This is a genomic window from Bacillus sp. ok061 (genome assembly GCF_900108285.1).
Lineage (GTDB): Bacteria > Bacillota > Bacilli > Bacillales > Bacillaceae_G > Bacillus_A > Bacillus_A thuringiensis_S.
In genome coordinates, this window is sequence record NZ_FNUW01000007.1 from 84,688 (window position 1) to 98,091 (window position 13,404).

A 13,404-nucleotide genomic window follows, 5' to 3' on the forward strand; every position below is an offset into this window, starting at 1 on the left:
TTTATTTGGTAAATAAAGGGTTCTTGTAATTCTGCATAATTACATATTAATATATGGATTTTTAAATTAAAAAACATTACTATATAGTTGTAAATTTTAATTGTTAATTCATATGAAAGGATGTGTTAGTAATTTGTATATGATCAACGGTAGTTTGTTTATTATTTTAGCGGTTATTTGTTATTTAATTGTACGTGGAATATTAATTGGTACCAAAAATAAAAAACATGTGATTTGGTGGAATGAAATAATTAGTTTTTTATTCGTGGTCTACATTTGTATGGTTGCTGCAGTAACTTTATTCCCTTTACCAATCGGTTTTCCTTCTAATATTGAAAATCTGAAACGCTCGGTCAATATAATACCATTTACATCAATTATTAAAGATATCAATCAAATTGGTAGTGCTTATGATGGGGATGCCCTGTTTATGATTGGTCTAATTGTAAGAAATGTAGGCGGGAATATTTTATTATTAATGCCTTTAGGATTTTTAGCACCAATCTTATGGGGTAAATATACGAAATTCAAAAATACTATTTTATTAGGATTTGCTATATCAGTTAGTATTGAATTGCTACAATTAATTGAGTCTTTATTTAGTGGATGGGCACGTGTTATTGATATTGATGATGTAATCTGTAACGTTCTAGGTTCTATTTTGGGATATTGTATTTATAAAATCTTTTTAAAAATAGCTACTAAATGTAACATTCGAGTGTTAGATAAAACTAATTCTAAAGGTGTTACATTAGTTGATAAATAAAAATTCAAACGAGGTTATGATTATATTAATAAAATTATTGAAGATGTATTTTTTACTCATATGTCTTTTTATTTTTAAAAATAATGCTTAAGGCTGATGAGGAATCACATTCCCCATCTTACAATTGGAAAGTAGCTATCGTATTTCAAGTATGGAATGAAAAGCGGAGAATATAATTTTTAAAGATAAACAAGTTTATAGGAGGATTCTAAATGGATATTCTACTTGTTGTTCTTATTATTGTTTTGATGCAAAGTAAAGAACGAAAAGTGAAAATAAACCGTATTTGGCTCATTCCGGCTTTGTTGTGCTTTGTAACAATCCAGTCCATTATTCATATGGGACAAATAACTTTGTTGCAAGGACTACTGTTTGTTGTAATGTTTGGAATCGGCTTAGGTCTTGGAATTATACGAGGAAGAGCTTTAACATTTCGAGTAGATAGTGAAACAGGTCATGTACTACGAAAAGGAAATTGGGTAAGTACAATAATCCTTCTTGTTATTTTAGGAGCAAAAATTATAATTAAACAAAGTATGTTTTCGGGTAGTACGCACCAGACATTAATGGTTGTAACAAATGCCTTTTTATGTATTACAGTAGGTACTGTGATTAGTAGACGATATTATATTTTGAAAAAATATAATGAATTAATACAAAAAGCGTAAATACATGCATCCTTTGTTTAACATTGTTGCGAACGGTAATACTAAATAACATTGAACTTTTACAACAAGGGATGATAATATGATATACATTTACACAGATTTTGGTGGCACACATACAACTTCACTAGCTGCAGCGTATCATTTAAATAAATTACCAACGGATCGGAAGTTAACGAAAGAAGAGATTTTGAATGTAGATTACTTTAATAAATTAAAAACAGAAGATATGGGGAAAATTATTTTTCATGGCATAGACGAACATGGTAATCCAGTATATACGATTGGATGTGGTGCATCAAAAGTTGTTGTACCTGCGATGAAGCATTTAGGAGAAATCTTGCAAAAACATTATCAAAGTCATGATAAAATTATTTTTTCTAATACATCACCAACAGTGCCTTTACCAATGACTTTTGGTGGTCTATTTTCTAGAAGGTTCCACATCGACTTTATCGGCGTACCGTTACTCGTATGGGGAGCGAAAATTTGCTGTGATAATATACAAAGGCTTGTTAGTTATACAAAAGAGGCAGGAAGATTAACGAATGATTATGTTGTAATTTTAGATAATGAAACTTTTAAATAGTATATGAATAAGAAGAAAATCGAGCAAATTCCTTGATTTTCTTTTTTATTTGTGGAATAGACAAGGAATAGTCACATTTAATATACATCTACTATAGCCAAAACAATAAAGTCCTGTTACTATTACAGGGATATTCTCTTTTTATAACATAAATATATAGAAAAATTAGAAAAGAGGAATTGAATTAAGGGAGGAACAACATGAAGCGTGTTGCTTGGATTACTGATAGTACAACTGCGAATTTTAAAACAGAAGGAGATAACTTTGTTATCCCAATCGAAGTTATTATTGATGGAATTTCGTACAAAGATTGTGAAGAAGGTGTACGTGAACGTGTTTATAATGCGTTAAACGAAGGTAAAACAGTCACTACTTCACAACCTAATATTGGGGAAATGGTAGAGTTATTTACAAAATGCAAAGAAGAATATGAAGAAGGATTTGCAGTTGCTATTAGCGGAAAAGTAAGTGGAACCTATCAAAATATGAAGTTAGCTGCAGAAATGGCAGGTTTTCCATTAACGGTATTGGACAGTGAAACAACAAGTTATCCAATGGATGAACTAATTAGAAAAGCGAAATCGTTATACAATGATGGTATGACTTTACAAGATATACACAAAACATTAGTAGATGAAAAAAGAAGACCTTTCCACGTATTCCCGAAAAGTTTAAAAGGCCTTTATGCAAGTGGACGTGTAAAGGGAGTTCAATTTTTACTTGGAAGTTTATTAAGTGTCAACTTAATATTAGAAGTAAAAGGTGGAGAGCTTTTACTTGAAAAGAAAGTTCGTAAAATCCAAAAATGTCGAGAATATATTAAAAATGAACTTGAAAAAGAATTACCAAAAGTACTTCACATGTTCCATGCTAACGATAAAGCTGGAGCTGAAGAATGGATTGCAGATATTAGACAAGCATTTCCTGAAATGGATTTCAAATTATATCCTTTACCAATTTCATTTGCGGTTCATGCAGGTCAAGGTACAATAGCAATTAGTTATTAAAGTAAAACCCGTGAATAATTCACGGGTTTTACTTTAATTAAAATTAAATTGGATCCCGGCATATCTCCAGCGAGCTTAGAAATCGATGGTTCCCCTTAACCTAGCAGTAATTGAAAGACTTGTACTATGGAATCTACAAAATATCCGTATTCTTTTCTTTGTACAAACTATAGGTATACTTTGCATTCTCGGATAAGATCTGATCCATGAAGGCTTTGAACATATACAAGACAATCCCCTTTGGATGCTATTTATTATTACTTCGGTCGTATCGGCTTATCTATCCATGAGCATTAGTACAAGGGAGGGTTTATTATTAGGTTTTATCTAAATTTGAAATAAAGTCGCGACGTTTTGCCCCTTTGAATCAGTTTATCTAAAAGGATGTTTTTATAGTGAAAAGAAGATCTGCACTGTAAGGCGAATTAAGGAACTGCTGGGTAGCAATAAAGTTTCTCCACTAAAGGCCCCATTTAATGGAATAAGGCTTATGAACAAAATGAATTTCTACCATTCGATTAAATCCCGAAAACTGAGGCTGTACTTAGGCACCATTTTATGGTTAATAAAATAATATCAGGTTGATAATGTTTCCACTTGAATAGATTTTGCTTTTCCACACTTAACATGTCTTTTTTTAGAGTACTAGTATCAGTATGTCCAAGTATGGGGAGGTACTGCAGATATTTTGAAGGTTTGCACCAGAACCTAAAATCTTTTCTTTTATCTTCATAAAATCAATTCTTGATAGGCATGTGATGGGACCCCAATAAGGTTGTTTAAAAGTCGGCTTGGAGATATTTTTAAATATGTTTAACATCCAAACTAAGCCAAGGTAATTAAAAATGAAAGTGTCCTATTAATATTAAAAAAACACCTAATCCCATTCTCTTGCTATATTTTTAGTTAACTCACTTGACTATAACGCAACGTCATAGTGCATAATTTTAACTATATTAAATAAGGAGTGAAAGAAATGAATATAAAATCATTACGGTCAGATAGAATATACCGAAAAATTTTACAAGCTCCAAAAGAGGAAAAGGTTGAGTTATACAGGAAAGAAATGTTGGCTCCGTTTATGGGGAAATGGGAAATTCAATATGTTCCTTTTAAAGCTGAGGAGCCAAATGGTTTTGATGTTATTACATTGAATAATATAATGAGCATTTCTCCTAATCAGATTACAAATGAGATTACACCAGAACTAGAATTGATTTCGTCAGATTCTTTTTGGTCTGAGTGTAAAGAAGCTGTTAGGAAAAGCCTTCATTTATTTAGAGAGTATGATGTGAACCTTCGTGTATCTGATTACGTATTCACGATTCTATTAGGGAATCCCAATAGTCCTTCATTAATGTTAAATGAAGGGTATAGTGGTGATGGAGGTATTCCTGGTTATATTTTGTGTACATTTTTGCCAAATGAATACACAATCCCTCGAATGAAAGCTGCTTTAGCACATGAATGTAATCATAATGTTCGATATCAATTTATTCAGTGGGACCATACTGTTACTTTAGGTGAATTAATTGTTAGTGAAGGTTTAGCAGAAAATTTTGCTACTTCTATTTTTGGGGAAGATCTACTCGGACCTTGGGTATCGAAAACAACTATGGAAATGCTTAATAGACGTATCAAACCCGTGCTCAAGGATCAATTACAATTAACAGGATTTGATAAAATTGCACCGTATCTTTATGGTGATGAATTAGCAAAACTTCAAAACTATATACCAGTCGATATGCCTTATGCTGCTGGTTATGCCTGTGGATACTATTTAATTAAATATTATTTAGAAAAAACAGGTAAAAATATCTTTGAAGCCACAATAACTCCTGCCAATCAAATACTAGATGAAATAAAGGAATTTTGGGATGAAGAAACAATTTTTAACGGTTAAAGATATTGTGCAAATTACAGGCATAACAAAAAGAACCTTACAATACTATGATAAAATAAATTTATTAAAGCCAATTTACTTAACGGAAAATGGTTATCGACTCTATGATAAGAACAGTTTAGCAAGACTTCAAATGATACTATTTTTTAAAGAAATGGACTTTTCTCTAAAGGAAATTGCGGAAGTTTTGAAACTTACAAGAGAAGAACAGCTACAATTATTAAAAAAGCATAACCAAACTTTATTGTTAAAAAAACAACATTTAGAAACAGTTATTACTGCGGTGGATGAGTATGTATCAGGAAAGGATATCTACAATTTAAATATTTTTAATAATTCATCTATTTTGCCATTACAAGAACAATATGCTCATGAAGCGAAATTCATCTATGGAGAAACAGAAAAATACAAAGAATTTGAGGAGAAACTGAAAGAACTCTCTCCTAGTGAAAAAGCGGACTTATTTCACGAATTCGAACAAAAAATGGAAAGGGTGTTTAAAAAAATTGCTTCCTATATTAATCAATCACCTACTTCCGATGAAGTACAGCAATTAATTGTAGAGTGGAAAAGTTATCTCGAACAATCTATTGTATGTGATTCTGAAATGTTGACATGTATTGCAAATACGTATAAATTTGATAATCGATTTAAAAATTATATAAATCAATTTAGTAATGAAGACTTAGCTGAATTTTTATATGACGCTATTATACATTATATCAATCAAAAGAAGTATTAATGTCGTACTTTTATAATAGGGGTCACCTTACATAGCCATTAACTTAAGAACAGAATTAAAAAAGGCTTTCGTTTACTAAAATAAAAGCATTTAAAAAAGGAGTATTTTCTTATAAATGTGCATGATAAATAAGCACTGGCTAGTTCTAAAAATTATACAGTTTTTTGCCCTCTTAATACAGTATACTCGTAAACAACACCTAAAATATTCTCATATGGGTGAGTTTTTCGTCCGTTTTAGCTAGAAATATGTCCATAAACTGTGTATATAAATCATGGAGGGTAGTTCAAAATCTAGAACCAGGATTTGTATCACAAATAAAGGATATTTTCGGGAAAAATTCACAAACTCCATTGTGAACTGTTTGTTATGTTAGAGTTTCTTTAAGTTCCTTTTATGAAAAACTGTATTTTACAAATACTACAAGTTCATTTAGAGCAAATAATAATGGAAAATCGCCGTTGTATAATCAATTTATTATGAGCATGCAAGGAGGCTTGTTAGGAGTGAAAATAAGCGAACTAGCACGATTGACCAATGTCAGCATACGATCCATCCGGCATTATGACAATAAAGGACTTCTAAACGCCGATAGGTTGGAGAACGATTACCGGGATTTCGACGAATCGGCCATAGAACGAGTCAAAGCGATTCAGTTATACTTGAAGCTTGGATTAACAGCAGATGAGATTAAAGTATTGTTCAAGAGCGAAGCGGCAAATCCTGACGAATATCAATATTGCGAAGAGATGCTGGAAACGTATGAAAAAAAGCTAAGTAATGTGAATTATCAAATCGAAGCACTTCATGGATTAAAGAGATTACTGGAGAGGCAAATCGCTTTAACGATTAGGAAAAAGAGAACTGTTTAATGTAGAAATGGTCCCGAGCATGATAAATTGCTCCGGGGCCATTTTTGTTTGTGTTGACATTGACACTAGTGTAATCCTTTATGATTTACTTAATTTCATCTGAAAGGGGTTTTTTCATTGAAAAGTAATAGCCAAAATGAGAAAAATGGTTCTGAAACTACAAACGCGGTTGGGAACCAAAAATCAGTAACAGTCATAGGGTTAGGGCCGATGGGTCAGGCGATGGCAGACGTTTTTCTGGAATACGGGTACTCGTTGACCGTGTGGAACCGGACTTCAAGTAAAGCAGACCAGCTTGTAGCAAAAGGAGCCATCAGGGTGTCCACGGTCAACGAGGCGTTAGCTGCTAACGAGTTGGTAATCCTTAGCCTTACAGATTACAATGTGATGTACTCTATTCTTGAACCCGTCTCTGAGAACTTATTCGGTAAGGTGCTCGTTAACTTGAGTTCGGATACTCCGGAGAAAGCTCGTAAGGCGGCTAAATGGTTGGAAGACCGTGGAGCCTGGCATATTACTGGAGGGGTGCAAGTTCCACCGTCAGGCATAGGTAAGTCGGAATCTTACACATACTATAGTGGTGATCGAGTGGTCTTCGAGGCTCACAGGGAGACCTTGAAAGTGTTAACAAGTACCGATTACCGGGGCGAGGACCCCGGATTAGCCATGCTATACTATCAGATACAGATGGATATATTCTGGACAGCAATGCTGAGTTACCTACATGCTCTTGCAATCGCTAACGCAAACGGCATTACGGCGGAGCAATTCCTACCATACGCTTCGGCGATGATGTCGTCACTGCCGAAATTCGTAGAGTTCTATACCCCGCGTCTCGACGAGGGGGAGCACCCTGGTGACGTGGACAGACTCGCAATGGGCTTGGCGAGCGTTGAACACGTTGTTCATACTACCCAAGAAGCCGGCATCGACATCGCTTTGCCAGCAACTGTTTTGGAAGTCTTCAGGCGCGGCATGAAGACTGGTCATGCCAGTGATAGCTTCACCAGCCTCATTGAAACCTTCAAAAATTCCGATATTCGTTCATAACAAGAATTACGTGGAAACTGTTTCATTGTATATGTCTTATGAAAATAAATGTATCTTTGAAGCCGAGATGAAATCGGCAAAACGAATCTATACTCGTAGTAACTCCTTATATGTTCAAGGCGGTGTAGAAAACAAAACAATCGAGGTAAAATTTAAGCCACATTTTACTATTCAAATAGAGGTATTCCAGATATAGTAAATAAGAAAACACCTTACATACTATAAGGTGTTTTTACAACAAAGATGCCCATATGGGCGTCTTTGGTACCTCTTAACATGACTTGAATAGCGTTTATTTGAGGTCATTAGGTAGTAAGAGATGGATAGACTATCTTAAACGAAAAATGTTGATTAGTTCTTATTTATTATACATCATTATATATTGATTTAAACATGAAACATTGCATGTTTAAATCAATGCTCAGCAAATCCTAAGCAAATTTACAATTTTTAATGTCAACACTACAAACTTGACATGTTTATTAAGAAAGAGTGAGGATGAGAATTATAACACTTATCCGATATATTCAGGTGATATTAGAATTGGATTTATTTTTAAGGGGGATGTTTAATGAAACCGGAAATAATTATTAGAAATTTCTTTAAAGAAGTGCGTTCAGGGAGTAATCCGGATTTTTCAAATCGATATATGGCAGATAAAGTATTGGCACATCAAGTTATATCTGAAGAGGAACAAACAGTATACAGATCGCCAAAAGATTATGCTGAGCATGTAAGAGAGATGATAGGAATATATGGAAACTTTTCATTAGAAATTCAAGAATTATTAGTACAAGATAGTAAAGTATATGTACGCTGGAAGCAAGTAGGTACACACATAGGAGAAATAGATGGGTATGAACCTACAGGCCTCCCTATAATTCAAATAGCAAGTGCAGTGTATAGAATAGAAAACGGGAAAATTTCAGAGTATTGGATTCAAATTGATAGATCAGGAATTCAAAATCAATTAGAGTACAATAAGAATATTCAATAAATTATCTTTAAGAATAATAGAAAAAAGCATAAAAACAAGATTTTTAAAACGATTATTTTTGTTACATAAAGGATACAAATCAATGTACTTTTTTACTGAAAGATTCATTCAAATTAATAAAAGAGAGCATGTTTTAATAAATCTTTTAAAATATGCTCTCTTTTATTGTTTCTATGTGTACTGATATCAGTTTGGTGTAACATTATTATATAGTAACAAGAAATATAGGCATCTGTTTATGAACTAAAAAAATAGCAACAATGGTTCATAGGGTTTAAATTCGCTATACGCTAGCTAATAATGAAAATAATAGAATCAATTTGTAATGTGTATTTCGTTTTACACTGTAAATCATTCATATTGAGTAATAGAATTGTAGAAATATATAATAGAATATTCGCACTAATATTTATACAGCTACAATCCATTTACATATAAGGTTATTAGGATTATATTGAAAATGAAAGAGAAAACAATAGATGGAAGGGGATGTTTTTTATGTTTAAAAAAGCAGCACTAGCGATTTCATCGTTAGCAATCACAGCGTTCGTCGGATTAGGAATGGCAACAGAAGCTTCAGCCGGACCAGCAGCACCACTTACTTCACTAAACGTCGTACAAGTAGAGTCTGAGCTAGGCGGGGTAGAAACAATTAATCAGAACAGCTTCAGCACATCGCGTAACCACGGGGGGAAATACTTATATATTACAACGAAAGAAATGGGCTATGGCCAAAATCCATTTGCTAAAATGAATGGTTCTAATGTAAAAAGTATTGATTCCACTATAATTGGCGGAAGACCAATCGTTGGCTGGTATTATAAATGGGATGCTTCTGGACACCAACAAGGAACTTTTGAGTACCAAAAGACATCTATAAATGCACCATTTAATACAATGCGTACATCAATTTATATCCAATAATTTTGAAAGCGTTCGCACATATAGAATAGTAAAAAAGGTACTTCTAGGAGTACCTTTTTTGATTTGAATCACGTTCATCTATATTTACAATCCCGATTCCATATCAAGAATACTTCCGATAAAACAAAATCCTTAAACGTCTATAAAATTGATATGAACGCGTAGTACAAGTCCGCTACAGTTAAAGTACGTAACTTTACATATTTCAACTCAATGAAGAAGGAAGAAACTGTAGTACTTACGCCGCAGTTTTTAATTCATCCATGAACTCACAGTTTTTTAGATATATAGACATAAACGTACTACCTGCTACTCTTTTTTTAATTCAAGATTAAAAAAGAGTAGCTAAACTTATATAAGCTTAGCTTAATGGGTATGTGGCGGAACTTTAAAATTAATTACATCTTTTGCATAGTATAAATAATTTTGTATAGGGAGATGAAAGGATTTTTTAAAATAATAAAGAAGTATGTATAAACAAATATATAAATGGTAGTGATTAGGATGAAAATCAGTAAGTTTGCAGAAGTAAATAATGTAAGTATAGATACGATTAGACATTATATGGACCTCGGACTCGTTATTCCCGAGAAAAAAGGAAGACACTATTTTTTTGACGAGTATTGTCAAAAGGATATAGAGCTTATATTAGAGTACAAATGGCTAGGGTTTAGCTTGCATGAAATTAAAGAACTGTTTCTTTATAAAAATTTAGGGAAATCCTTAGACTATGAAAAGCATATTTTTTATCAATCTTTATTTAAAGTAAAATATGAAAAGATTGAACAAGAAATAAAAACTTTAGAGGAACAAAAATACAAATTAAAGGAAGCGTTACATAATTTATCTATAGAAACTGAAATTTCGAGTTCAATTTTAGGGGTAGATTTAAAAGTACTTCATTTATTTAAATGTGTTAAGTGTAACGGAAATTTAATTCTTGAGGATGGCATTATTAATAAGAATCAAATTATTGAGGGAAAGTTAATTTGTAATTGTGGTGAAGAATACGCGATTATTTCAGGGGTTTTAACAGCTGGAAACTCATTGAAAGCGTATGAAAAGACATCACTTGAAGATTCTATTTCGGATTATATCCATGAAACTGATACTGCTTTTTTGGAAAATGTTCAAAGAGGAGGAGAATGGGCGAAAAAAAAACTAATGCAGCTAGATTTAAATGAAAAAATACTACTTGATTTAGGGTCTGGTATTGGGTTCTTTTTACGAAATATTTATGAAGAACTACCGGAAGAGTGTTTATATATTGCTGTTGATTGAGATTTGAATAAACTTTTACTTTTAAAAGATGTAATTGAGAGAAGAAATGTGAAAAGAAATATTGTATTTATCTGTGCCGACTTTCTAAACATACCTATTCAGAGTAATTCTGTTGATATTGTAATCGATCAATCAGGTACAAGTAATTATAGTTTTGAACATGAGGAGTTCTTATTGCGCGAATTAAATTCCCTTTTTAAACACAATTGTTATTTATTAAGTTCATTTATTTTATTTAATAAATTTAGTATAAATAGCCACATTGCACCTAGACTCCGAGAGAATTTTACATCTGTAAAAGTAACGAAAGAAATCCAAAATTTACAGTTTCAATCGATTGATGAAAGTACTTCAAATTATTTAATACGAGGGGGAAAATACGAGGATTTCTTTGTTCAAGGAGAAAAAATTTATACATATTCATTTTTCGGAAAAAGATGGGGTTAACCCCATCTTTTATTTATTTTCCCTTAAAACTTTTCAAATAGTACATATTGCTATTGGGTTGACCCAAGAACTTACAATGTACGTAACACAAAGTTAGGCAGGGGGAAAAGTGATGGGAAGTTTACGATTACATATAGAAAATAAAAAAAGAAACCAAGAACTAAGAAATATTTGTTTATATTCAATTGCAAAAACAGTATCACTATTTGGTAGCTCTATTTATAGTTTTACATTAGGATTGTATGTTTTACAAATAACCGGATCTGCGTTAAATTTTGCAATTTCGCTCATATTAGGAACGATTCCAATGATTGTTATGAATCCATTTGCCGGTGTCATTGCTGATAAGGTTGATAAAAAGAAACTGGTTATTTGTATGGATTTACTAAGCGGATGCTTATTAATAACTGTTTATATATTAAGCAGCTATTATGGATTAAACTTATTCATCATTTATACTACTACCTTTTTTATGACAGTATTTACAACTTTTTTTGGAATAGGTTTAGAGGCCGTAAAACCGAATATGGTCACTAAAGAGCGGTTAATGAGTATTAATTCTATAAGTAAAATTATCGATTCTATATCTTTAATTCTAGGGCCTATGTTAGGGGGGATTGTTTTTGCAGTCTTTGATATTAAAATTTTTATAATTATAAATGGTATTTCATTTATCCTTTCGGCTATTTCCATATTGTTTATTAACTTTAAATTGTTTGAGCAAAACATAAATGAGGAATGTTCAATTAGAGAAATTAATTTTATTGAAGATATAAAGGAGGGATACTCTTATTTATTGGAGCGGAAAAGCTTAAAAAATACTTTTAGTATTTTAATTTCTCTTAATTTCTTTTTAGGCTTTGCTGTAACTGTTCCGTTGCCATACATTATTAACACAGTTCTCAATCTTAGTTCTAAGCAATTTGGTTTGATTCAAGGGACTTTTCCAGTAGGTATGATAATTGGTGCGATTTTAGTAAAAAAGATAACCGCTCGTTTTTCTTACGCTTATCTTTTGAAAAAGTTAAGTTTTATGTTGGCAATTTTTATGATAGTTTCAGGAATACCTGTTTTATTTAAATCTATTGTAGTAAATAATTTGGTATATGTTACTACGTATTGCATGATTATGTTCTTTTTAGGATTTATGATAGCACAAATTGATATTCCTTTAATGTATTTCATGCAAAATGAGATTCCTGAAGAATATAGAGGAAGAGTTCTTAGTATTGGATTAAGCCTAGGTAAAATAATGCAACCAATAGCACTTGCAATATCAGGACTATTATTAAATTACATGCCAGCCTACACGCTTCCCATTGCAGGGGGCATTGTATTTTTTATTTTGAATAAAATTTTAGCAAATAAGTTAAATTTAGAAATTCATTCAAAAGATTATAGTGTTTAACGTAACTTAAAAAGCGCAGGGTCAGCATCCTACGCTTTTCTATCGTAATTCAGCTGTTTTTCTAATAACGATCTTATCAATTTCATCTTCTTCATCACCAATAAATAATCCGCGTTCTTTTAAATACGCTTCAAAATATAAATCTGCTTCAGCGCGTTCGTCATATGGCTTTACAGAGAGAACGAAACCTAATTTGTTTTGTTCTTCTAAATGGGAAGTGGAGATATAAGCCGGTACATTATGGCGTAAAAAGAGTTCTTTAACTGGAATAATCATATCTTTCATTAATTTCGTTAGCATACCCATTTCAAATTCGAAATTAAAGCGATCTATACTAGATAAATCAGCGAATACTACACCGATAAAACCTGTATTAAATACTTCTTGATATTCTACATCTTCTTCATGGCCGCCGTAAAAATTCTTTTCGATTAAATAATTTACAAAATAAGCAACGCCATCACTTTGTTCAAATGGTTTCGTTGAAAGAACAAAGCCGATTTTCTTTTGTTTATGTAAATACACACATGACATGTATGCTGAAATGTTATGTTCTTTAAATAAAGCACTTGTTGCTCCAGAGAGACCATCTAGTACGTGATGAACAATTTGAAGTTTTTTACGAGCGAAATAATAGGATTTCTTTTGTAACTCCAATGTATCGATAAAGACAGAGCCGATAAAGCCTGTATTTGAAATAATAGGTGCTTGCTTTTTTCTTCCTCTGCGCTTTAATGGAGCCATTGTTAAAAT

Annotated in this window: 12 protein-coding genes and 3 pseudogenes; 13 read left to right on the top strand and 2 right to left on the bottom strand. The window is 32.2% G+C overall.

The genetic code is table 11. The features are described from left to right. Positions 1–133 precede the first annotated feature (133 nt). The 4 genes from C4S65_RS11960 to C4S65_RS11975 all read left to right on the top strand — a co-directional run bounded on the left by C4S65_RS11960 (position 134) and on the right by C4S65_RS11975 (position 3,027). Positions 134–766: a VanZ family protein gene (locus tag C4S65_RS11960; RefSeq protein WP_140337741.1), complete on the top strand. Its 633-nt coding sequence runs from the start codon at positions 134–136 to the stop codon at positions 764–766. Between the two features lie 212 nt (positions 767–978). Further along, a complete protein-coding gene (locus tag C4S65_RS11965; RefSeq protein ID WP_086406233.1) occupies positions 979–1,434 on the top strand; it encodes a DUF1453 family protein in 456 nt (151 codons plus the stop codon). A gap of 79 nt (positions 1,435–1,513) precedes the next feature. Then, the gene (locus C4S65_RS11970; protein ID WP_000639422.1) at positions 1,514–2,020 is read left to right on the top strand and encodes a DUF3189 family protein; all 507 of its coding nucleotides are present in this window, start codon (positions 1,514–1,516) and stop codon (positions 2,018–2,020) included. Positions 2,021–2,220: 200 nt separating this feature from the next. Beyond that, the gene (locus tag C4S65_RS11975; protein WP_086406234.1) at positions 2,221–3,027 is read left to right on the top strand and encodes a DegV family protein; all 807 of its coding nucleotides are present in this window, start codon (positions 2,221–2,223) and stop codon (positions 3,025–3,027) included. A gap of 513 nt (positions 3,028–3,540) precedes the next feature. On the opposite strand, the pseudogene C4S65_RS11985 reads toward C4S65_RS11975, so the two are convergent. After that, a pseudogene (locus tag C4S65_RS11985) lies at positions 3,541–3,647 on the bottom strand (IS6 family transposase); the annotation flags it as partial. Between the two features lie 356 nt (positions 3,648–4,003). Here C4S65_RS11985 and C4S65_RS11990 point away from each other — a divergent pair. From C4S65_RS11990 to C4S65_RS12030, 9 genes and pseudogenes are all read left to right on the top strand, one after another. After that, complete coding sequence (locus tag C4S65_RS11990) at positions 4,004–4,930, top strand: DUF2268 domain-containing protein (RefSeq protein WP_001022649.1); 927 nt, start codon at positions 4,004–4,006, stop codon at positions 4,928–4,930. Then, positions 4,905–5,672 carry a MerR family transcriptional regulator gene (locus tag C4S65_RS11995; RefSeq protein ID WP_086406235.1) on the top strand — a complete coding sequence of 256 codons (768 nt, stop codon included), beginning with the start codon at positions 4,905–4,907 and terminating at the stop codon, positions 5,670–5,672. Before C4S65_RS11990 ends, C4S65_RS11995 begins: the two co-directional genes overlap by 26 nt. Positions 5,673–6,178: 506 nt before the next feature. Beyond that, positions 6,179–6,544: a MerR family transcriptional regulator gene (locus C4S65_RS12000; protein WP_000703056.1), complete on the top strand. Its 366-nt coding sequence runs from the start codon at positions 6,179–6,181 to the stop codon at positions 6,542–6,544. Between the two features lie 117 nt (positions 6,545–6,661). Beyond that, a complete protein-coding gene (locus C4S65_RS12005; RefSeq protein WP_086406236.1) occupies positions 6,662–7,594 on the top strand; it encodes an NAD(P)-binding domain-containing protein in 933 nt (310 codons plus the stop codon). A 13-nt stretch (positions 7,595–7,607) separates the two neighbouring features. After that, positions 7,608–7,790: pseudogene (locus tag C4S65_RS35680) on the top strand (hypothetical protein); the annotation flags it as partial. Between the two features lie 375 nt (positions 7,791–8,165). Then, positions 8,166–8,591 carry an ester cyclase gene (locus C4S65_RS12015; RefSeq protein ID WP_000801679.1) on the top strand — a complete coding sequence of 142 codons (426 nt, stop codon included), beginning with the start codon at positions 8,166–8,168 and terminating at the stop codon, positions 8,589–8,591. A 498-nt stretch (positions 8,592–9,089) separates the two neighbouring features. Then, a complete protein-coding gene (locus C4S65_RS12020; protein WP_086406237.1) occupies positions 9,090–9,515 on the top strand; it encodes a DUF4879 domain-containing protein in 426 nt (141 codons plus the stop codon). A 504-nt stretch (positions 9,516–10,019) separates the two neighbouring features. After that, a pseudogene (locus C4S65_RS12025) lies at positions 10,020–11,243 on the top strand (MerR family transcriptional regulator). A 112-nt stretch (positions 11,244–11,355) separates the two neighbouring features. Next, positions 11,356–12,651, top strand: a complete 1,296-nt coding sequence (locus tag C4S65_RS12030; RefSeq protein WP_086406239.1) for an MFS transporter — start codon at positions 11,356–11,358, stop codon at positions 12,649–12,651. 39 nt (positions 12,652–12,690) lie between these two features. Here C4S65_RS12030 and C4S65_RS12035 read toward each other — a convergent pair whose 3' ends face one another. Beyond that, positions 12,691–13,395, bottom strand: a complete 705-nt coding sequence (locus C4S65_RS12035) for a hypothetical protein (RefSeq protein WP_086406240.1) — start codon at positions 13,393–13,395, stop codon at positions 12,691–12,693. Between the last annotated feature and the right edge of the window lie 9 nt (positions 13,396–13,404).